Annotated in this window: 20 protein-coding genes and 1 pseudogene; 14 read left to right on the plus strand and 7 right to left on the minus strand. The window is 66.3% G+C overall.

Annotation, left to right across the window (positions count from 1 at the left end; all coding sequences use genetic code 11):
* Nucleotides 1-50: 50 nt before the first annotated feature.
* Both RFM40_RS28875 and RFM40_RS28880 read right to left on the minus strand, forming a co-directional pair.
* Nucleotides 51-812, minus strand: a complete 762-nt coding sequence (locus RFM40_RS28875; RefSeq protein ID WP_320228633.1) for a slipin family protein — start codon at nucleotides 810-812, stop codon at nucleotides 51-53.
* Nucleotides 809-2218 (minus strand): NfeD family protein, encoded by a 1410-nt coding sequence (locus RFM40_RS28880; protein WP_320228632.1) that lies wholly within the window; start codon nucleotides 2216-2218, stop codon nucleotides 809-811. The genes RFM40_RS28875 and RFM40_RS28880 overlap by 4 nt, the downstream gene beginning before the upstream one ends.
* A 192-nt stretch (nucleotides 2219-2410) precedes the next feature.
* On the opposite strand from RFM40_RS28880, the gene RFM40_RS28885 reads away from it, so the two are divergent.
* The 5 genes from RFM40_RS28885 (at nucleotide 2411) to RFM40_RS28905 (ending at nucleotide 6610) form a co-directional block, all read left to right on the plus strand.
* Nucleotides 2411-2647: a DUF1127 domain-containing protein gene (locus RFM40_RS28885; RefSeq protein ID WP_320220230.1), complete on the plus strand. Its 237-nt coding sequence runs from the start codon at nucleotides 2411-2413 to the stop codon at nucleotides 2645-2647.
* Nucleotides 2648-2918: 271 nt separating this feature from the next.
* On the plus strand, nucleotides 2919-3512 hold the full coding sequence (locus RFM40_RS28890) for an OsmC family protein (protein WP_320228631.1): 594 nt from the start codon (nucleotides 2919-2921) through the stop codon (nucleotides 3510-3512).
* 73 nt (nucleotides 3513-3585) lie between these two features.
* Nucleotides 3586-4830 carry a flavin-containing monooxygenase gene (locus tag RFM40_RS28895; RefSeq protein ID WP_320278699.1) on the plus strand — a complete coding sequence of 415 codons (1245 nt, stop codon included), beginning with the start codon at nucleotides 3586-3588 and terminating at the stop codon, nucleotides 4828-4830.
* A 17-nt stretch (nucleotides 4831-4847) separates the two neighbouring features.
* Nucleotides 4848-6158 carry an NAD(P)/FAD-dependent oxidoreductase gene (locus tag RFM40_RS28900; protein ID WP_320228629.1) on the plus strand — a complete coding sequence of 437 codons (1311 nt, stop codon included), beginning with the start codon at nucleotides 4848-4850 and terminating at the stop codon, nucleotides 6156-6158.
* Nucleotides 6155-6610: a MaoC family dehydratase gene (locus RFM40_RS28905; RefSeq protein ID WP_320228628.1), complete on the plus strand. Its 456-nt coding sequence runs from the start codon at nucleotides 6155-6157 to the stop codon at nucleotides 6608-6610. The genes RFM40_RS28900 and RFM40_RS28905 overlap by 4 nt, the downstream gene beginning before the upstream one ends.
* A gap of 97 nt (nucleotides 6611-6707) precedes the next feature.
* Here RFM40_RS28905 and RFM40_RS28910 read toward each other — a convergent pair whose 3' ends face one another.
* Both RFM40_RS28910 and RFM40_RS28915 read right to left on the minus strand, forming a co-directional pair.
* Nucleotides 6708-8279 carry a bifunctional AfsR/SARP family transcriptional regulator/alpha/beta hydrolase gene (locus RFM40_RS28910; RefSeq protein ID WP_320228627.1) on the minus strand — a complete coding sequence of 524 codons (1572 nt, stop codon included), beginning with the start codon at nucleotides 8277-8279 and terminating at the stop codon, nucleotides 6708-6710.
* A 348-nt stretch (nucleotides 8280-8627) separates the two neighbouring features.
* Nucleotides 8628-10046, minus strand: a complete 1419-nt coding sequence (locus tag RFM40_RS28915; RefSeq protein WP_320228626.1) for an MFS transporter — start codon at nucleotides 10044-10046, stop codon at nucleotides 8628-8630.
* A 134-nt stretch (nucleotides 10047-10180) separates the two neighbouring features.
* On the opposite strand from RFM40_RS28915, the gene RFM40_RS28920 reads away from it, so the two are divergent.
* Nucleotides 10181-11107 (plus strand): LysR family transcriptional regulator, encoded by a 927-nt coding sequence (locus RFM40_RS28920; RefSeq protein WP_320228690.1) that lies wholly within the window; start codon nucleotides 10181-10183, stop codon nucleotides 11105-11107.
* A gap of 167 nt (nucleotides 11108-11274) precedes the next feature.
* On the opposite strand, the gene RFM40_RS28925 is transcribed toward RFM40_RS28920, so the two are convergent.
* Nucleotides 11275-11577 (minus strand): hypothetical protein, encoded by a 303-nt coding sequence (locus tag RFM40_RS28925; RefSeq protein ID WP_320228625.1) that lies wholly within the window; start codon nucleotides 11575-11577, stop codon nucleotides 11275-11277.
* Nucleotides 11578-12449: 872 nt separating this feature from the next.
* The gene (locus RFM40_RS28930) at nucleotides 12450-13382 is read right to left on the minus strand and encodes a hypothetical protein (protein WP_320228624.1); all 933 of its coding nucleotides are present in this window, start codon (nucleotides 13380-13382) and stop codon (nucleotides 12450-12452) included.
* 227 nt (nucleotides 13383-13609) lie between these two features.
* Between RFM40_RS28930 and RFM40_RS28935 the strand changes: the two genes are divergently transcribed.
* From RFM40_RS28935 to RFM40_RS28950, 4 genes are all read left to right on the plus strand, one after another.
* A complete protein-coding gene (locus RFM40_RS28935) occupies nucleotides 13610-13831 on the plus strand; it encodes a hypothetical protein (RefSeq protein ID WP_320228623.1) in 222 nt (73 codons plus the stop codon).
* Nucleotides 13832-14188: 357 nt separating this feature from the next.
* The gene (locus tag RFM40_RS28940; RefSeq protein WP_320228689.1) at nucleotides 14189-14680 is read left to right on the plus strand and encodes a RidA family protein; all 492 of its coding nucleotides are present in this window, start codon (nucleotides 14189-14191) and stop codon (nucleotides 14678-14680) included.
* 60 nt (nucleotides 14681-14740) lie between these two features.
* Nucleotides 14741-14962 carry an alkylphosphonate utilization protein gene (locus RFM40_RS28945; RefSeq protein ID WP_126100844.1) on the plus strand — a complete coding sequence of 74 codons (222 nt, stop codon included), beginning with the start codon at nucleotides 14741-14743 and terminating at the stop codon, nucleotides 14960-14962.
* Between the two features lie 428 nt (nucleotides 14963-15390).
* The gene (locus RFM40_RS28950; RefSeq protein ID WP_320228622.1) at nucleotides 15391-17349 is read left to right on the plus strand and encodes an acyltransferase family protein; all 1959 of its coding nucleotides are present in this window, start codon (nucleotides 15391-15393) and stop codon (nucleotides 17347-17349) included.
* 183 nt (nucleotides 17350-17532) lie between these two features.
* Here RFM40_RS28950 and RFM40_RS28955 read toward each other — a convergent pair whose 3' ends face one another.
* Entirely contained in the window at nucleotides 17533-17886 is a 354-nt protein-coding gene (locus tag RFM40_RS28955; protein WP_320228621.1) for a cupin domain-containing protein, read from the minus strand.
* A 255-nt stretch (nucleotides 17887-18141) separates the two neighbouring features.
* Here RFM40_RS28955 and RFM40_RS28960 point away from each other — a divergent pair, with 255 nt between their 5' ends.
* The 4 genes and pseudogenes from RFM40_RS28960 to RFM40_RS28975 all read left to right on the plus strand — a co-directional run bounded on the left by RFM40_RS28960 (nucleotide 18142) and on the right by RFM40_RS28975 (nucleotide 20970).
* On the plus strand, nucleotides 18142-18462 hold the full coding sequence (locus RFM40_RS28960) for a hypothetical protein (RefSeq protein ID WP_320228620.1): 321 nt from the start codon (nucleotides 18142-18144) through the stop codon (nucleotides 18460-18462).
* 149 nt (nucleotides 18463-18611) lie between these two features.
* A complete protein-coding gene (locus tag RFM40_RS28965; protein WP_320228619.1) occupies nucleotides 18612-18941 on the plus strand; it encodes a hypothetical protein in 330 nt (109 codons plus the stop codon).
* A gap of 154 nt (nucleotides 18942-19095) precedes the next feature.
* Nucleotides 19096-19443, plus strand: a complete 348-nt coding sequence (locus RFM40_RS28970) for a hypothetical protein (RefSeq protein ID WP_320228618.1) — start codon at nucleotides 19096-19098, stop codon at nucleotides 19441-19443.
* Nucleotides 19444-19701: 258 nt separating this feature from the next.
* Nucleotides 19702-20970: pseudogene (locus RFM40_RS28975) on the plus strand (DUF763 domain-containing protein).
* The last annotated feature ends 112 nt before the right edge of the window (nucleotides 20971-21082 follow it).

Genomic DNA, 21082 nt, shown 5'->3' on the forward strand with positions numbered 1-21082 from the left:
GAGGACGCACGGGGCGGCAGCGGTCGCCCTGATGGGAGGCGGCAGTGGGCTCACTTTGTCTCCCTTTTCCTGTCGAAATGGCTGAGCAGGTCCATCGGCACCGGGAACACCACCGTCGTCGAGCGCTCGCCGGACACGTCGTGCAGGGCTTCGAAATAGCGCAGCTGCATGGCCTGCGGTTCCTCGGCCAGCATCTTGCCGGCCTCGACCAGCTTTGCCGCGGCCTGCTGCTCGCCGTCGGCGTTGATGACCTTGGCGCGCCGCAGCCGCTCCGCTTCGGCCTGCTTGGCAATGGCGCGGATCATGCTCTCGTTCAGGTCGACATGCTTGATCTCGACATTGGAGACCTTGATGCCCCAGGCATCGGTGCGCTGGTCGAGGATCTCCTGGATGTCGCTGTTGAGCCTGTCGCGCTCGGCCAGCATCTCGTCGAGCTCGTGCTTGCCGAGCACCGAGCGCAGCGTGGTCTGCGCCAGCTGGTTGGTGGCGGTCATGAAATCCTCGACCTGGATGATCGCCCGCTCGGCGTCGACGATACGGAAATAGAGCACCGCGTTGACTTTTACCGAGACGTTGTCACGCGAGATGACGTCCTGCGGCGGCACGTCCTGAACCACCACGCGCAGGTCCACGCGCACCATCTGCTGGATGAAGGGCACCAACAGGATGAGGCCCGGCCCCTTGACCCCGGTGAAGCGGCCGAGCGTGAAGACCACGCCGCGCTCATATTCCCTGAGGATACGGATGGCCGCCGATAGGAACATGATCACCAGCAGCGCGAGGATCAGATAGCCGACATAAGCGACTGTCATTGTTTAGCTCCGTCGTTTCCTGCCCCCGTAGATTCCCGCCCGGTTTTTCCTGCCCCGTCGTTTCCGACACCGCGCCGCCGCACCGTCAGCACCAGGTCACTGACGGCGGTCACCTCCGCGCGATCCCCCGGCGCGATCGGCCCGTCGGCTCTCGCCCGCCAGCGCTCGCCGAGCGCCAGCACATGGCCCTCGCCGCCTTGCCAGTCGAGGATCTCCACGGGGAGGCCGCGCATCGCATCGCCGCCGATGCGCGGCGGATTGCGCCGCGCCGCCCAGAGGTAGCTGCCGGCAAACAGCGCGAGTCCCAGCGTCAGCGCCGCGGCAGGACCGATGATCGCCCACGATATGGCGAAGCCCGGCCCCTCGACCTTGAGCAGCATGGCTGCGCCGAGCAGGAAGGCGGTCGCGCCGCCCAGCCCCAGCAAGACCGTCGGATTGAAGGCCTCGATGATGAGAAAGGCGACGCCGAGCAGCATCAGGGCGAGGCCGGTATAGTTGATCGGCAGCAGATCGAGCGCATAGAGGGCGAGCACGAGACAGATGGCGCCGATGACGCCCGGCGCCACCGCGCCGGGGCTCGTGACCTCGAAGACGAGGCCATAGAAGCCGAGCAGCATCAGGAGGACGGCGACGTTCGGATCGGTGATGACGGAGAGAAGCCGGATGAACCAGCCGGGATCCAGCGTCTCGACGGTCAGGCCCTTCGTCGCCAGAACCTTCTTCTTGCCGGCCACGTCGACGGTGCGGCCGTCTGCCAGTTGCAGCAGCTCGGTCGTGTCGCGGGCGACGAAGTCGATGACATGTTGCTGCAGCGCAGCACTTGCCGGAAGGCTCGCCGCCTCGCGCACGGCCTTCTCGCCCCAGTCGCCATTGCGCCCGCGCATCTCGGCGAGCGAGCGGATGAGCGCCACCGCGTCATTGGTCACCTTGGCCATCATTGGGTCGGCGGATGGCTGCCCGGTGCTCTTGTTGTCCTTCTCTCCGCCGGGAAGCGAGGGCAGCCCGCCGATCTCGACCGGCGTCGCGGCCCCCAGATTGGTGCCGGGGGCCATCGCCGCGACATGGGTGGAGTAGAGGATATAGGTTCCGGCACTGGCCGCATGGCCGCCGGCCGGCGCGACGTAGCCGATGACGGGAACCGGGGAGGCCAGGATATCGGCGATCATCTCACGCATCGAGGTGACCAGGCCGCCCGGCGTGTCGAGCTGAAGGATGAGGACCTCCGCGTTGCGCTCGGTCGCGGCCTTGAGCGCCTCCTTCAACTGGCGCGAGCTCGCAGGGCCGATGGCGCCGTCGATCGCGATGCTGACAGCAACCCTCTCCGCCGCCGTTCCGGCCGAGGAGAAGGGAAAAAGAAGGGCGGCCACGAAGACCGCTGCCAGAAGGGCCACCCGCGCGAGTTTCACGCTCAAAGCTCCTTGGATTCAATATGGGGTTGTGCCGGGCGAAGTCCAATGAGCTGCTGATCTCCCTCCTCGAGGGGGAGATTATCTGCCCCTCACGATTCCACGGCAATTTCGACGCGGGCTCCAACGCTCGCTCCCTCGCTCATGCCTCACCGTCCCCATTGACCGCGCCAACGAACAATGGAGACGACAATGACGACTTTAGCTCGAACAACCAATGAAACCCGCAGCGCCGACTTCAGCCTGTTCGGCTTCGTCGGCCGCGCCGTGCGCCTGGCCTATCGCGCCATGAAGATGCGCAGCGAACGCGCCGCGCTGCAGGCGATGCCGGACCATCTGCTCAAGGATCTCGGCATCAGCCGCTCGCAGATCGAGTACTGCACCTCGATCCGCCTTGCGCCCTCCGACACGGATGGGATGAGCGACTGAAGCATGGGTCGCTTCGGCGGCCGGAACAGCTTGAAGGCCGATCAAAAGCCCCGGTATCGCCGGGGTTTTCGCGTTTGGCCCTGCCCCGTCGACCGGCCCGCCCGGCGTTGGATTCCGGCCGCGGGCGCACGTGCGAACGAAACGTCCGATGCAATTTCCACGGTGCGCGTACCAAAAATTCCACGCTCGCACCCACTCTCGTTCACACGCTCTTCCGCCAAAGAAAAGCGTCACGGCAACCAAGCCGCAAACAATCCTGGGAGTAGAGAAAATGCAACCCAACACCAAACCTGCCAACACCAAGCCCGCAAGACTTCCGCTCAACGGCGTCGACACGCCGAACCTCATGGCGACGATCAATTTCGTGGCGGGCCAGCCGGAGCTGGCGAAGTTCCAGTTTCGCGCCCACAACGAATGGATCGAGGGCACGCATAGCAAGAGCGTCATGCATGGCTTTTACGGTGCCGGCCAGGAGCAGAAGCATGAGAAGCCCTATTACGCCGACAGCGACCATCCGGCGATCCTGTGCGGCGCCGACAATGCGCCGACCCCGGTCGAATGGCTGCTGCATGCGCTGGCGAGCTGCCTGATGTCGGGCGTCGCCAACATTGCCGCCGCGCGCGGCATCAAGCTCACCCGGGTCAAGTGCTCTGTCGACGGCGACATCGACCTGCGCGGCATCCTCGGCATCTCCGACGAAGTGCGCAACGGCTTCCAGAACATCCAGGTATCGTTCGAGGTCGAAGGCGACGCGCCGGCCGAGAAGCTCACCCAGCTCGTCGAACAGGCCCGCGCCCGCTCGGCCGTCTTCGACGTGCTGACCAAGGGCGTGCCGGTCACGGTCGGGATCAAGACCATCCAGTGACGCCGACACTCCAATGACCCGATGGGAGACGGTTCGCACAAGGCCGTCTCCCTCAACGCCATCGGAAAGAACCATGAAACGGGCTGACGTCGTCATCGTCGGCGCGGGCCAGGCCGGCCTTGCGCTCAGCCATTGCCTCGGCCAAGCCGATATCGAGCATGCCGTGATCGAGCGCGGCCGCATCGGCGAACGCTGGCGGTCGCAGAGCTGGCGCTCGCTCCGGCTCCTGACGCCGAACTGGCTGAATGCGCTGCCCGGTTCGCCCTATGCAGGCGGCGATCCCGGCGGCTTCATGGGCAAGGCCGCCTTTGTCGAGACCCTGGAGGCCTATGCGGGGCGCTGGCAGGCACCCATCGAATGCAGCGTCGAGGTTCTTTCCTGCAGGCGAACCGGCAACGGCTTCGTGCTCGACACCAGCGCTAGCGCTTGGTCGGCCAAAGCCGTCGTGGTGGCCACGGGCCATTGCGACCGGCCAGCGATCCCCTTTGGGTCCAAGATTATGGGGGCGTCCGAGAACGTGGGCGCGGCGCTGAGCATCCACGCTTCGCGATATCGTTCCCCCGGCGAATTGCCCCCCGGCGGGGTACTGATCGTCGGCGCCTCCTCCTCCGGCGTGCAGATCGCCGACGAGCTGGCGCGGGCCGGCCGGCGCGTGACGCTATCGGTCGGCAAGCATACACGCCTGCCGAGGCTGTGGCGCGGCAAGGACATCTTCTTCTGGCTCTGCCAGATGGGCTTCATGGCGCAGCGCCCGCAAGGTCTCGCCAATCCGGAGAGCGCCAGGCGCCAGCCTTCGCTGCAGCTCGCCGGGCGGCCGGACAAGGCCGATGTCGACCTCGCCACCCTGCAGGCGCTGGGCGTCGAGCTGGTCGGTCGCGTGCGTGGACTTGCCAATCGCGAGATCGCCTTCGCCGACGATCTCGTGGCGAGCGTGGCGGCAGCGGAGGCCAAGCAGGCGCGCCTGCTCGCCGAGATCGACCGCTTTGCCGGCGCCGAGCGGCCGACGCGCCGCGAGCCAGTAACCGTGCCTTCGGCCCGCCCACAGCGGCTCTCGCTGACCGACGGATCGATCCGCACGATCATCTGGGCGACCGGCTATGCGCGATCCTTCGACTGGCTGGAACCGCTGGCGCTCGGCGGCGACGGTGAGCTCGCGCATCAGGGCGGCGTCACCAGCGTGCCCGGGCTCTACGCGCTCGGCTTCCGCTTCTTGCGCAAGCGCGATTCCAATTTCATCGGGGGCGTCGGCGCGGACGCGCAGGCGATCGCCACCGAGATCTCCCGCTATCTCGACCGCAACGGCCGGCAAGCCGCCTGAGGCTGAGGACAATGACGATGCCAACGACCGCGATTTCCCTTCGGCCTACACCCAAGCGCGCCCATTACGATGCCGTCATCGTCGGCGCGCGCTGCGCCGGCGCCTCGACGGCCTTGCTGCTCGCCCGCGCCGGCCTGAAAGTGCTTGCAATCGATCGCAGGCCTTATGGCTCCGACGCGCTTTCGACGCATGCGCTGATGCGGCCCGCCGTGCTGCAGCTTTCGCGCTGGGGCCTGCTCGAGCCGCTGCTCGAGGGCGGCACGCCAATCGTCGAGGCGACAACCTTCCACTATGGCGACGAGGAGATCACCATCCCGCTCAATGCCGGGCCGGATCTTCCCGGGCTGATCGCGCCGCGGCGCACCGTGCTCGACCGCATGCTCGTCGACGCTGCGCGCAAGGCCGGCACGGAGGTCCTGCATGACATGGCGGTCGGCGACCTCTTTGCCGACACGCGTGGGCGCGTGCGCGGCGTCGAGATCCGTGGTGCCGGCCGCGCCGCCTTGCGGGTGAGCGCCGACATCGTGGTCGGCGCCGACGGCATCGGCTCGCTGGTGGCGAAATGCTGCGACGCGCAGCTGCTTAGAAGCGGCGCCGTGTCGGCCGCTCATGTCTATGGCTACGCGCCCGTCGATCCCGGCGCCGGCTACCATTGGTATTTTCGCGACGGCATCGCCGGCTCCCTCATTCCCACCAATGACGGGCTTGCCTGCATCGTCGCTTCGGTGCCGACAAAACTGTTCGACCAGCGCTTCCGCCTCTGCCATGCGCGCGCCCGCACGGAGGTGCTGGAAGCGCTTTCGCCGGCGCTTGCCGAGCAGGCGAGCCGCGCGCCGGAGGACGCCCGCCTGCAAGCGTTCCGCGGCGTGCCGGGCTACATCCGCCAGGCCTATGGCCCGGGCTGGGCACTGGTCGGCGACGCCGGCTTCTTCCGCGACCCGATCACCTCGCACGGTATTTCCGATGCGCTGCGCGATGCGGCGAGCCTGGCGCACGCAGTCCTCGACGGCTCGGCAGCGGCCTTCGCTGCCTGGCAGCAGGAGCGCGACCTCTTCGCCAACCAGGTCCTCGACACCACGGACGCCATTGCCGGTTTCGACTGGACGCTCGCCGATATCGGCGAGCGGCATCGCCGCTTCAGCGCCGTCATGAAGGCCGAGGTCCAGACGCTCGCCGGACAGCCGATGCCGGACCGCTATGCCTCGCCCACCATGGGGCGGCCGACCTACCGGGCACCGGCCAACCAGGACGAGCCGCGGGCCCCGGCCGGCGTCTCAAATCCCGGCGCCTCGAACCATTATCGCAACCGAATGGGAGCAAGACCATGACTGTGCATCTGATGAAGGACGGGTGGATCGGCGTCATCAAGGGACGGCCGCGGGTGGGCGCCGTCGCCGAGCGTTCGCGGCGCACGCAACCGCAGGATATCGACGCGTTCGCGGACATGACCGGCGACCGCAACCCGCTGCACTACGACAAGCGGCTCGCCGAAGCTTCGGTGTTCGGCAAGCTGATCGTGCAGGGCGGCGTCACCTCCGGCATCCTGAACGCGGTGGTGGCGGAGGATCTTCCCGGCCCGGGTTCGGTGTTCCTCGAAGTCTCATGGAAATTCGTCAAGGCGGTCGGCGTCGGCGAGTTGATCACCGGTCGCGTCGAGGTCAAGGAAGTGCGTGCCGACAAACCGATCACCAAGCTGGAGACATCGGTGCGCAACGAAGCGGGCGAGATTTGCCTGACCGGCACCGCGACGGTGTTCACCGTGCCGCTGGCCAAGGACTGAATGCGTCGCCGGTTTGATGCCACATACTTTCGGGAAGCCCACCAGATCTAAAGGCCAGAAGCGATCACGGGCGTCCAGATAATCTCGCCCGCAGGCCTTACGATCCCGCCGTCTCGGCGACGAAGGCCCGGACATGGGCGATGAACTCGTCGAAAGCCGGCTCGCCTTCGAGCAGGATGTGGTTTTCGCTTTCCAGCTCGAAGAAGCGCGCCCCGGGAATACCAGCCGCCATGGTGCGCCCGGATTCGACCGGGGCCACGTTGTCTTCCCGCGCATGCAGCACCAGGGTCGGCACCCGCACCTTTTCAAGCAGATCGCTGACGTCGATCACGGAGAACGCGCTTTGCAGGCGCCAGGCGTCGTCCGGCGACACGGTGCGCAGCATCAAATCGTCCATCCAGGCGAAATGTTCGTGCGTAGCGCCGGGGATGAACATCGAGCAGAAGGCCTGGCGGAACATCGGATTCGACTTGCCCCAGCTCTCGCGCATCAGCGTCGCCACGGCCTCGCGCGTCGCGATCTCGCCGGCGTCGCCGCGCGCCCGCCAGCCTTTGACATAGCCGCCGTAGAGGATCATTCCCGAGACCTTCTCGGGATGGCGAATGGCATAGGCGATCGAAACCGCGCAGCTCTGCGAGAGGCCGAGAAGCGTGAAGCGATCGAGCCCTGCCGCCTCGACCACGCATTCGAGGTCCGACACCATGGTGTCGAACGAGACGTCGACCACATGGCGCTGCGATAGTCCGTTGCAGCGCTCGTCGTAGCGCACCAGTTGGTTCTCGCGCGACAGTTCCGACATCCAGTGCCGCCAGATCGGGCTGTCCCAGTCGAAGGTGAGATGCGACATCCAATGCGCGGCACGAAGGATGGCCGGGCCGCTGCCGGTCTTGGCGAAAGCAAGCCTTGTGCCGTCGAGAGCCCGGCAGAAGTGGATGGCTCGGCCAGGGTCCTGCGTGGCCGTCGGGCTCTTTGCGGGCGGAGGCGATTGCGCCTTCGCCACGCCGGTCGCGCCGGGTGGCCCAGAGCGTGTCGTGGGCTGGGCGGCAGCAAACCTTACCTTCTCCTCCAGCGCCTCGATCTCTTCCGCCAGGCCGATATCCTCCGGCAGCAGGCGGCGCAGGCGCCGGGCAAGCGGCAGCGCGCGCCTGGGCTCGCCGGCCAGGCGCTCGACCAGCTCGCGCAATATGCCGAGCTCGACGATCTCGACCTCGCTGGCGACGCCCGCGCGCCAGGCCTCGTATTCGAAGCAGCGCTCGAGCGAGAGATCGGCGAGGAAATCGCCGCGGATCGAAGCGGCGACGGCCTCCAGTTCTTCCGTCGACCAAGAGGAAAGGTCGCCCCTCACCAGCGGCAGCAGCCGGGCATAGTCCGTTCCGACCTTGAGCGAGACCGTGTTGCGGTCGGCGACCAAAGCGGATTCGTCGTCGCCCAGCACCTGGCGGATCTTGGACAGGCTCCAGCGCAAAGCGCCGCGCGGATCGTCAGGAATGTCCCAGAAGATCTCGCAAAGCCGCTCGCGCTGGTGCGCCTTGCCGGTGACGGCGAGATAAGCGAGCAAGGCTCTCGTCTTGCGCGACGGCGGCAGGTCGATGAGTTCGCCACCGCGGGCCACCTGGAAATCGCCGAGCACGCAAAGGTCCAGCAGCCCGGCTTGCGGACTGTCGATCATGCGGCCGAGCACCCTTCGGTTGCCATATACCCCCTGGCTCCTCATCGGCGCAGCGAGAGAAGACCGCACCGCCATATCAAAAACAGCTAAAATGCGGAAGTCACGTTTGCCGACTACGACAGAACGGGCGTCAGGACTGTGCGATGGGTTACATTGGGCGGTCAGTGGGGCGCGGCGCCGACGCTGCCAATCTCCCCCCTTGTGGGGGAGATGTCCGGCAGGACAGAGGGGGGCGCGAAGGAACTCGCCCTTCCGTAATCTTATGTGTGACAAAACGGACAGGGCGGCGGGACAGCGCCCCCCTCTGCCTTGCCAGGCATCTCCCCCACAAGGGGGAGATTAAGCGCGTCAACGCTTTCGCCAACCACCGGCCATCGCAACCACAACCGCCACCAGCACCAGCCCCGCCGCGACCACAAAAGTAACCCGCATCCCGCCTGCCACCGCCTCCGGCGCGGCGCCTGCGATATTCCCCGCCCCCACCGCGAACGCAAACACCGCGCCCATCACCGCCGTGCCGGTGACGAGGCCGAGATTGCGCGAGAGGCTGAGCATGCCCGACACCACGCCGCGCTCGTTGCTGTCGACATCGGCCATGACGGCGGTGTTGTTCGCCGCCTGGAAGAGCTGGTAGCCGGGCGTCAGCAGGACGATCGCCGCCGTGTAGCCGGCGACACCGAACAGCGCCGGCAGCAGAGAGAGCGCAGCGCAGCCGACGACCATCATCGCCAATCCGGCGACAACCATCGAGGATGCACCCAACCGGTCGACGGCGCGGCCGGCGACGACGCCGCACGGCGCCGAGACGACCGGACCGATCGACAGGACGGCACCGACCAGCGCTTCGCTCAAGCCGAGCGCGCGCGACAGGAAGAAGGGCCCGACGATAAGCGTCGCCATCATCACGGTGGAGACCAGCACATTCGCGGCGAGGCTCGGCGCCAGCGCCGGGTCGCGGAACAACGCGAGCTTGACCAGAGGCGAGGTCACCTTGCCCTCGGCGTAGAGGAACAGACCGGCGCCGAGAGCGGCCATGCCAAGCAGCGCGGCGTTCATGCCGCCGAAACGGCCGCGCCCCGTCGTCATCGCCAGCGCGTAGGCGGCGAGCGTCAGCGCCAGCAGGATCGTGCCTGGCACGTCGAAGCGTCCCCTCATCGCGCTGCGATCTCCCCTCGTCTCGCCCGCGGGCAGGAAGCGCCGGGCGGCGAGCATGGCCGCGACACCAAGCGTAGCATTGACGAGGAAGATCGAGCGCCAGCCGAGAGCGGCGATGAGCACACCGCCGAGCGACGGCCCGAGCGCGGTGCCAACCGCCGACATGGTGCCGAGCAGGCCCATGGCGCTGCCGATGCGGTCCTTCGGCACCGTCTCGCCGACGAAGGCAATGGTCAACGCCATCATCACCGCGGCGCCCAGGCCTTGCGCGGCGCGTGCCGCGATCAGCAGCGGCAGGGTCGGCGCGAGCGCGGCCGCCAGCGAGGCGGCGCTGAACAGCGCCAGGCCGGCGGTGAGCAGCGGCCGGCGGCCGACGAGATCGCCCAGCCGACCGACGCTGACGATCATCGAGGTGATGGCAAGCAGATAGGCGAGCACCACCCACTGCACCGCCGGGAAGGACGCTGCGAAGGCGGTGCTCAGCATCGGCAGCGCGACATTGGCGATGCTGGTGCTGAGCGAGGACAAGAGCATCGCAAGCGACAGGCTGGCCAGCGCGCCGGTTGCCGAGCGGCTCGCTTGTACGGCGCGTGGATCTGCAATGTCGGCCATGGCTCTTCTCCGGCTGGTGTAAAATTTGCCGGGAAGATAAGCGCGCTAGTGACATGGCGGAAGGCGCAGCATTTGCATTGTATTCGTGTATGGAGCGCCATGTCATCTTGACGGAACCGTGCTATGGTCGCGCCATGTCGCGCCCCGATCTCAACCTGCTCGTCACGCTGGATGTGCTGCTCGCCGAAGGCAGCGTGGCAAGGGCTGCGCGGCGGCTGAAGCTCAGCCCCTCGGCGATGAGCCGTGCCTTGGCGCGCCTACGCGAGGCAACTGGCGATCCGCTGCTGGTGCGCGCCGGGCGCGGCCTGGTGCCGACGCCGCGCGCCATCGAGCTCAGCATCGACGTCGGTCGGCTGGTGAAGGAAGCGGAAGCCGTGCTGAGGCCCGCCGAGCGGCTCGACCTGAAACGCCTCGCGCGCTGTTTCACGCTGCGCAACAGCGACGGTTTCGTCGAGAATTTCGGCCCTGCCCTGCTTGCGCGCGTCGCCGAGGAGGCGCCCAGCGTGCAGTTGCGCTTCGTGCCGAAGCCCGACAAGGACAGCGCGCCGATGCGCGAGGGCAGCGTCGACCTCGAGACCGGCGTGGTCGGCGGTTCGACCGGGCCGGAGGTGCGGGCGCAGGCGCTGTTCCGCGACCGTTTCGTCGGCGTGGTCCGCATGGGTCATCCCTTGTGCGAGGGCAAGATCACGGCCACCCGTTTCGCCGCCGGCCGGCACATACTGATTTCGCGCCGCGGCCTCGACCGCGGGCCGGTGGACGACGCGCTGGATCTCGCCGGGCTGACACGGACGATCGCGACCGTGGTCGGCGGTTTTTCGGAAGCGCTCGCGCTGGCGCACGGCTCCGACCTCATCGCCACCGTGCCTGAGCGCTACACGGGCAAGCTGCGCGAGAGCCTGCTCACCTTCGCGCTGCCGGTGAAGCTCGCCCCGCTGACCATCTCGCTGCTATGGCACCCCCGCCTCGACGCCGACCCCGCCCATCGCTGGCTGCGCGGGGTGGTGCGGGAAGTGTGTGGGGGGCAGAAACAGCCGACGAAGCAGCTCGGCGGCGCGAACTGAGGCGTTGGCGGGCTACCGGAATTCCTTCACCTCCCCGAGGTGAGGAGGGGCGACCCGGCAAAGCCGAAGCGGAGAGAGGGAACGCGCTACGAAGGCCCCCTCTCCGCCCGTTTCGCTGCCACCTTCACGGCGCTGCCGTCACTGGCTTGTTCTTGCGCATCGTGATCTCATAGTTCAGCCGGTAGTGGTCGTCGTCGAAACTCGCGCAAGCCGGTGAGGTGCCGGTCTGCTTCTCGGTCCGGCCCGTGGATCTGCGCCAGGCGGCCGACGAAATTCGGGTTGGCGCATTTGAAGATCGGCGACAGCAGATAGGCGTTGAAAGCGGCGACACGCACCTTCTCCACCTCCCGCGCGCTGGCGCCGCCCATGAGACCGGCGATCAGCGTTGCGAGAAAGATGAGCAGCCCGAGCGCCGCCCTGTCCAGCCAGGACTTGCGCCTCGCAAGCATTTCGAGCAACCGATCGCCCATCGCCGCCTCTCCCGCTAGGTGCCATATCCTAGCACGCCGCAGCGACCGCATCATGAAGCAGTTCACAGAGAGTGGTTGGCGGCACCACCTCGGGAATTGGCGAAAGCGGCCGCGACGCCCGATCTCCCCCACAGGTGGAGATTGGCGATTTTTGCGTCTCGCCCGCCCTCGATGTTGCGCTGCGGAAATGCACCCAAAAAAAGTCAAGTTGAGAACCGGACCCCAAAACACCTCAGCCGGCGAAAAACGAGCTTATTCAAGCGGATAGGCATACAGGCCCGCGCCCGCTCGCGAAATGGCCGAAAAGCCCGGAAATCCGCCATTTTCGGGTTTCCGCCAACCGCAATGGCGCGTTCGGGGAGAACGATTTCGGCCCTGCACAATGCGAAAAATGCGCCTCGCGCAGCGGCGTTGACAGCAGGTCCGGCCGATGGCACTCCGCAGTGACTGGTCACGCCATGACCGTTGCTGTTGGGGACGGACGGGGTTTCAGCAGCTTGGCGGCGGCGCCGGACGGGCGGGCACCTATGCAGTGTACCGCCCGCTCCTGGCCGGCTGGACGCGCCCCGCCACATCGATGAGATGGAGCGCCCACCCTTGCCTTCGTCATCCCGGGCGATGCCCGCCTTCCCCGACGAGGATCAGCAAAGGTTCCCTCGGCCCAGCGGCCTCAGAATGAGAAACCGGATGACGGCGCGACAGCTGTCGCGGCCGAAAGCCTGTCGCGCTTTTGCAGCCTGGGCTTCTCGTAGGTCTTCTTCATCGTCCGTTCCTGCGCGGGTCAACGACCGGCGCAGGTGAGCGCGATGCGGCCGCCCTGTCAAGTTTGCGTCTCGGCACCCTTTCGGGGCGCGCAGTTCAATGCGGGCTATCTAGCCCGCCTGCTGCAGCCAGTGGCGGTCGAACACGTCGAGGACGGCGCGGAAATCGGCCGGCGGGATCTGGTTGGCGCCGCCACCGCTGTCGGCGCCGAGGAATTGCTCGAGCTGCGGGTCGATCGTTTCCGGATGCTCCACGGCGATGCCGAGGCCCGCCAGGTCGCCGGCGATCGAGCCGCCGGCCGGCAAGTATCCGCCCCATGTTTCGGCTCCAGGCGCGGCATCGCGCAGACGCACCAGGAGGATCCTCGTGATCGACGGCTGCGCCTCGGGCCCGATGATGGCGGCACCGCACATATAGCCGCCGAGCACACTGACCGGCTGCGTATGCGGGAACAGGCAGAGGAAGAACTGGGCGTCGCCGCCGACCTCCTTCAGATGCACGTAGAGGCCGCGCTTTGCCGGGTTGACCGGACCGCCGAGCTGCAACTGGCCGGTCGGCAACGTCTCGCGGTAGGTGGCCGTCAGCCCGTGCACGCCGGGTCCGGCCTCGATCGCCAGGCGGCCCTTGATGAACTGGCCGCGATAATAGGGCGACCAGGCGCGCGAATAGCAGGCATAGATCCCGGCAAGCCCGGAGCCGAGGCCGCGCTCGTCATGCGCGGAGGCCTCGAACCGCATGCCGGCGCGGCGCTCCAGCTCGGCGCTGTCGATGCCGTGGCGAGCCGCGATCGCGGCGGTGAAGCTTGCCAAGTCGCTCTCGGCGATCCAGGCGCCAGCCTGCTCCAACTCGAGCAGCCTTGCCCAGTCGTCATAGACGCTCATCTGGCGCGGCCGGGCGCGGCCCTGCAGCCATTTGTCGGCGCGGCCGAGATCGAACGCCGTCTTCGGGTTGACGGTGCGGAACGCCGCCGCCAGATCTTTGCGGGTGACCGTCCCCAGCAGGGCGGACGTCAGCCTTAGTTTCTGCGCGATATGCTGCGCCATGCCACAAGCCCCTCGATGCTTCGCCGCTAGAGCATTTCGGCGTTTGGCGGGAATCGCCGAGCTGCCCTAACGATGTGGTTTAGCACTCCATGCCCGGCCACGCTGATTTTTCCATCGCCTAATATTCCAGGAAATCCAGAGAATTCCACAGCGTTCCGCGCGCGCCACCTTTGCGGCCTGGCGGCCAACGCTAGGTTCGCCTCGGGGTGGGTGCAGGGGAAGCTGTCATGAAAGTCGTTCTATCCGCGCTTGTTGTGGCGCTTGCGCTATCGCAAACCGCTGAAGCCAAAACGAAAATCCTGGTGACCGAGACCAAGACCAGCACCGAGAAAGCCCGGCCGCCGCTCGATGGGACGGCCACCGGCGGCATTGTGCCTTCGGCCGGTGCGATGGCGAAGGACGCCGAACCGGGCCAGGCCTATCCACCGCCGCTAGACCTGCATTTCTAGAAGCAATCCGGGAAAGTGCTCGGCGGTTTTTCGTCCGAGATAGCGCAAAACAAAAGCGAGCCATTGCTGGACGACCGCGTGGCGGTCGCCGGTCGATCGGCGAGGAAAAACGATCGGCCGGGCAAAGGCCGAACCAAACAGCCACCCGGCCAGCCTGAGGTTTGGGGGCTTGGCGCCGCCGCGGGGGCAGGCGCCCGCCCGCGCGGATCGCAAAGCTGCGGTCCGCGCGGGCCATGCCATTCTTCGGACCGGCCAATTCTTGCCGTCTTGACGAAAGGACGGCGAACCGGAAAGCTCGGCATGGTCGCGGCCAGGAAGCAGCAGGGTATGGCGCGACGGCTTGAGGGAGGCTATGCCATGGGCGCCGACGAAAAGCTTGCCGCGCTCGGCATCGTGCTGCTGCCGCCGCTGAAGCTGCCGCCGGGCGTGGTTCTGCCCTTTCCCTGGGTGAATGTTCGCGGCGACCGCGTCTACATCTCCGGCCACGGGCCGCAGGAGCCGGACGGCTCGCTCGCCGGCCCGTTCGGCGCCGTCGGCGAGAGCGTGTCGCCGGAAGAAGCGCGGGCCTCTGCCCGCAAGGTCGGGCTGTCGATGCTCTCCAGCCTGAAGCGCGAGCTCGGCAGCCTCGATCGGATCACCGGATGGTGCCGCGTGCACGGCATGGTCAATTCGGCGCCGGGCTTTACCCAGACGCCGGCGGTGATGAACGGCTTTTCCGACCTCATCCTCGAAGTATTCGGGCCGGAGATCGGCCGCCACGCCCGCACCGCTATCGGCGTCGCCGCCCTGCCATTCGATCTCCCGGTCGAGATCGAGGCAGAGGTGATGATTGGGGAGCGAATGGCTTGACCGGCCCGTCGTCGGCGCGATAGGCGGGCGCACCACCATCCAACCGATGAAAGACCCGCCATGACAGACGCCATCGTAAGAGACAGCAACGGCACGCCGCTCAATGACGGCGATTCCGTGACCCTGATCAAGGACCTCAAGGTCAAGGGCACGTCCGAGACGATCAAGCGCGGCACGCTGGTGAAGAACATCCGCCTCAACGGCAATCCCGGCGAGATCGAATGCAACACCAAGCAGGTGAAGGGCCTGGTGCTGAAGACGGAGTTTTTGAAGAAGGCGTGAGCGGGGCCTCCCCTTGTGGGAAGGCGCCGCCACTCAAATTCCCGGTCGAGACGATAATCAAGGGTGATGCGGCGCTTGAGATTGGCGAAGCGGATGCAACAGCCAATCTCCCCCTTGCGGGGGGATGTCCGGTAGGACAGAGGGGGGTGCTGTCCCGCCAGCCTCTCAATCGCATCCCTTGAACGCCGAGAAATAGTCTACGCTAGTGAGGAAATGCCGGCGTTCCTTCGCACCCCCTCTGGCCTGCCGGCCATCTCCCCCGCAAGGGGGGAGATTGACAGCCTCGGCGCCGCGCCACCCTTCCTCATCGCCTTCGTCGCCTCCCCTTATGTTGCACTGCGTTAGATTTGTTGCATTGCGATATAAACCCGTAGGCGCGAGGCTTGCCTTAAGGCGGGATACGAACGACCATTGCGAGGTTCGTCTTCGTGTCAGCACCATCGCCGGACTTCCGGCCAGACATCGAAGGGTTGCGCGCGCTGGCCGTAGCGGGCGTCGTCGCCTTCCATTTCGGCCTCACCGCGCTGCCCGGCGGTTTTGCCGGCGTCGACATCTTCTTCGCCATTTCCGGCTATCTGATCACCCGCCATCTCGTCACCGAGATTTCGCAGACCGGCCGGCTCGACTTGCTGCGTTTTTATGCCCGGCGGGCGCGCAGGCTGCTGCCGGCGGCGCTCTTCGTCATCGCCGCGACGCTCGCCGCCGGCGCCATCATCCTGTCGCCGGAGGAGCAGGCGCTCTATTCCAAGGGCGCGATGTGGGCCTCTGCCTATATGATCAACCTATGGCTGATCCGCTGGTCGTTCGACTATTTCGCCAACGACGCCGCCAACAACCCCTTCATCCATTACTGGTCGCTGTCGGTGGAGGAGCAGTTCTATCTCGCCTGGCCGGCGCTCTTGATGCTGGCTGCCTGGCTGCGGCCCGGCAAGCGGACGATCATGCTTGGGATGGGCATTGCCGGCCTCGTCTCCTTCGCGATCTGCGCCTGGCTGACGACCGTGTCGCAGCCCTGGGCCTTCTACTTCTCGCCGCTACGCGCCTGGGAGTTCGCCGCCGGCGGACTGGCCTCGATGGCGCCGGCATGGCTGCTCCAGAAGCGCCCGCGGCTTGGCCTGGCGCTTAGCCTCTGCGGACTGGCGCTGATTGCCTTCGCATACCTCACCTTCAGCGAGGAGGCTCCCTTCCCCGGCTTCCTGGCACTGGTGCCGGTGGCCGGCACTGTCCTTCTCCTGCTGGCGGGCGCGGCCGGCGTCAGGGACGGCGTGAATGCTGCCCTGGCGCTGCCGCCCTTACAGTGGGTCGGCAAGCTTTCCTATTCGCTTTACCTGTGGCACTGGCCGGTCATCGTCTATGCCGGCATGCTGGTGGAGGATCTGACCCTCGCCCAACGCCTCGCCTGCCTCGGGCTGACGCTGGCGCTTTCGGCGCTGAGCTATCATCTCATCGAGAATCCGATCCGTCGCAACGGCTGGCTTATGGCCAATGCGGCGCGGGCGCTGGTGCCGGCCCTCCTCCTGACCGGCACCGGCGTCGCAGCCGCTTATGGCAATGCAGCGCTTGCCGTGCGCGGCCAGGACCCCGAGCAGCGCGAGATCGCGGCAAGTGCGGCCAAACCTGCCACCGCACGCGCCACGGCCTGCGTCGAGGGCTACGACACGGTGGCGCCGAAACCATGCGTGTTCGGCGATGGCCGGCGCATGATCGCGCTGTTCGGCGATTCCCACGCCGATCACTGGTCGACGCCGGTGATCGAGGCGGGAAAGAAGAACGGCTACCGCGTCGAGACCTGGCTGAAGAGTTCGTGCCGGCCCTCGCGCTTCTCCTACTTTGTCACGAAGCTCAACCGCGACTACCGCGAATGCGACCAATGGCGCGAGCAGGCCATCAAGGAGATCATCGCCGCGAAGCCTTCGCTGGTGGTGATCTCGGAGCTGGCGCTGACCTCTTCGCGCAAGATGGCTGCCGGCAAGGGCGAGCCGGACACGCCGGACGCCGTGTGGCGGGCCGGCCTGCGCTCGACGCTGACCAGCTTGAGCAAGGCCGGGCTGAAGATCGCCTTCATCCGCGACGTACCGTTCAACGACGAGAACATCGACACCTGCGTGTCGCGCGCGCTGTGGCGCGACAAGGCGCCCTCGCTCTGCGACCAGACCCGCGCCGATGCCGCCAACGACAAGATGGCGGCGGTCGAGCGCGAGATCGTCACCAGCGTGCCCAACGCCTCTTACGTCGATCTCACCGACCGCTTCTGCAACGCCACCACCTGCCACGTCTTCATCGACGGCCAGCTCGCCTTCCGCGACCAGCACCACCTGGCGACGCCATTTGCGGAATCGCTGGAGCCGGAGGTCGAAAAGAGGGTGATTTCGAAGGTGGGAAGGTAGGGCGGGGCGGCGGAGCGTGATCTCCCCCCTTGAGGGGGAGATGGCCGGCAGGCCAGAGGGGGTCCTGGCGCGTAGAGCGCCGGCGCCTTCTTCGCTGGCGTCAACAGAGGTCGGCGCTCGACGCGCAGCGACCCCCTCTGTCGCCTTCGGCGACATCTCCCCTCGAGAGGGGAGATCAGACCCTTACCCCACAACAACCACAAAATGCTTGGTCACCGGCTCGAGGATCTTCCAGGTGCCTTTGAAATCCGCCTCGACCACAAACGCGTCGCCCGGCCCGACCTCGACCGGCTCGCCGCCATCCGGCGTGATGACGATGCGGCCGGCGATCATGTGGACGAATTCGTAGTCGGTATAGGTGGCGTGGTAGGTGCCGGGCGAGGCGCGCCAGGTGCCCGACATCACCTTGCCGTCCTCGCTGGTGTGCTGGACGGCCGTCTGCATGGTCGGCGACCCCTCGACAACAATCCAGCCCGGCAGGTCGCCGGCGTCGGCATGCTCGACGGCGCCGAATTTGAGAATGGTGGGCTTGGTCATGGGAGGCTCCTGTTTGGGTTGGTTGGACGTGGCATAGCCGATGGGCCGCATGGACACGCGCGGCGCCGCGACACGGCCGACGGAATGGCGACTGGCCAATCTCCCCCCTTGTGGGACTCTTTTGGGGAGATCGGGCAGCTCCAGCGGAGCTCCTCGCTCCGCCCAGGATGTCGCGCCACTTTTCCCGGGAACACCGGCCGTGCCGAAACCGTTTACTCCCTGAAGGGGCATCTATCGAACCTCAAGGAGGCAGCGATGAAACGGCTTCTGCTTGCTTCGATGATCGCCATCGCCTCGGCGTTTGCGATCGCGCCGGCCAGCGCCGGCAGCGTCCAGTTCGGTATCGGCGTCGGCCCGTCCTACGACCCGTACTATGGAGACGACTACTATGGCGGGTATTATCCTCACCGCTACTACCGACACGTCTACGATGACGACTACTACACTCCCTATCGTGAGCGTTATGTGGTTCGCTATCATAACCGGTATTATGGCGATAATTGCCGGATCAAGGTCGTGAAGCACTGGCGCCATCACCACCGCGTCATCGAAAGAATCCGCATCTGCGAGCGCTGACCGACTAGTGCCCGCGACTGGCTGACCTTCCCCGGGAGGGGAATGACCGCCCGCCCATTCCGAGCGATGGGCGGGCGAATATTAGCGATTGGGAACATAGGCTGCATCCGGCGCGTTTATGGGGTGATCAACCTCAGGAGGAGGTAGCGATGAAAAAGCTCCTGCTCGCCTCCATCATGGCGATTGCGTCAGCTGCTGCCACGGTTAGCCCGGCCAATGCCGGCCGCCTCGAGTTCGGGATCGGCATCGGCGACGGCTATTACAATGACTACGACAACGACTACGGGCCCTACTATGGCGACTATTACGGCGATCGCTACATGTACCGCCCGTATTACGGCGAATATTACAGCTACAGGCCGCACTACTACCGGCACCACTACTACTTCCGGCACCACAGGCGTTGCCGCGTCGAATATGTGAGGCACTGGCGGCATCACCACCGGGTCTACGAGGCAATCCGGGTCTGCAGGTACTAAGCCTGGCTGGGCAACGGCAAGCTGGCTCTCTAGCCATTTGCGACCATCCTCGAGGGCGAGGGGTCACGCTCGGCATCGGCGAACATTAGCGATCGGGAACATGGGCTTCCTGCGGCGCGTTTATCCGATGATAGGCCTTCAGGAGGAGGTTGCCATGAGAAAACTGCTACTTGCTTCGGTAGTCGCCATTGCCTCCGCGGCAGCCACGGTCGCCCCTGCGGACGCACAGTTCTTCGGTCTGGGCGGCGGCTTTTTCGGTCCGTTCGGCGGCTTCAGCCCGTTCTACCGCCCGTATTACGGCGGTCCGTACTATGGCGCTCCGTTCTACGACTACGGCCCCCGCTATTACGGCCCGCGCTACTACGGCGGCCCCAGATATCTGATGCGCTATCCGCACCGCTACTACCGGCACCATCATCGCCGCTGTCACCGGGAATGGGTGAGGCATTGGCGTCATCACCACCGCGTGGTGGAACGCGTGTGGGTGTGCGGATATCGATGAGGCTGGCTGATCTCCCCTTTGTGGGAGATGGCCGGTAGGACAGAGGGTGCTGTCCCGCCACGTTTCGGCCTTTGGCCGCCGCAATTCCTTTCACGTTGGTAGCCGTCCTACGGCCAAGACCGAGAGGCCGCGATCCTTCGCGCCCCCCTCTGCCCTGCCGGGCATCTCCCCCACTTGGGGGGAAGATCGGCAGCTTCAACGCCTTGCAAATCCCTCCCAAAATGCCATCTAAGTCGCCGGCATTCAGGAGAAAACCACGTGACGCAGCGAAGCGGCAGCGCCGACCTGCCGCTGCATGGCGGGCGGGTTCCGAAATGGCTGGGCGAGCGCATGACCAGGCTCGGCGCGGTGCTGTGTGAAGCCATCATCCACCATTACGGCCGCGACGAGCTTCTGCGGCGCCTGGCGCATCCCTTCTGGTTCCAGTCTTTTGGTGCCGTGATGGGCATGGACTGGCATTCCTCCGGCATCACCACTTCCGTTATCGGCGCGCTGAAGCGCGGCCTGAACCCGATGGCCGGCGAGCTCGGCATCCATGTCTGCGGCGGGCGCGGCGCGCATTCGCGCAAGACGCCGGGCGAGCTCATCGCCATCGGCGACCGCACCGGCCTCGACGGCGAGGCGCTTGCCACCGCCAGCCGCCTCGTCGCCAAGGTCGACAGCGCCGCCGTGCAGGACGGCTACGACCTCTATTTGCATGGCTTCATCGTCACCGATGACGGGCGCTAGGTGGTGGTGCAGCAGGGCATGAACGGCGACGCCCGCCAGGCGCGCCGCTACCACTGGCTGTCGGAGGGGCTGATGAGCTTTGTCGACCAGCCGCATGCGGCGATCGAGGGCGAGGCTCAGGGCGAGATCGTCAACCTCACCGACCATCGCGCGGAGAAAGCGCGTGGAAGCCAAATCCAGCTTTTGAAGACCATGAGCCCGGAAAAGATCCTGACCGAGCTTGCCGCGCTGGAGCCGCCGGCCGAAGCGCCCGAGCCCGCCGCGCAGCCGCTCTTGCCCAATCTCGTCATGCCCGCGCATCACGACGTGCGCGAGAGCAACATCGTCATGCGCCGCCTGCACGGCAATATCGCGTCCGCCATTGAAAGCGGCCCGAAGGATTTCCCCGAGCTGCTGCTGGTCCCTGGCGTCGGCCCGCGCACGGTGCGCGCCTTGGCCATGGTCTCGGAAGTATTGCACGGCGCGCCCTACCGTTTCTCCGACCCGGCGCGCTTCTCCCTCGCCCACGGCGGCAAGGACCGCCACCCCTTTCCCGTGCCGCTGAAGGTCTATGATGAGACGATCTCGGTGCTGAAATCAGCGGTGGGGAAGGCGAGGCTCGGGCGGGAGGAAGAGCTGCAGGCGCTCAAGCGGCTGGACAGCGAGTCGCGCTGGATGGAGCGCTATGTGACGGGGCCAAGCTTGAAGGAGATCGTCGCGGGCGAGATGGACCAGTCGCATCTGCTCGGCGGGCGGAGTGTGTTTGGGTGGGAGGGGGCGCCGGGCGCCGAGCCGAAGTCGTCAAAGAAAGGCGCCTGAAGCGCCGCTGAACAACGCGACAAACTATGCCGATAAGGGCCACCGGTCGGCGCCGCCCCTTGTATCTGCACGGACAGAGATTTGTGCGATGGAAGCGACTGAGCCTCGAACC

The organism is Mesorhizobium captivum (assembly GCF_033977165.1).
GTDB classification, from domain to species: Bacteria; Pseudomonadota; Alphaproteobacteria; order Rhizobiales; family Rhizobiaceae; genus Mesorhizobium; species Mesorhizobium captivum.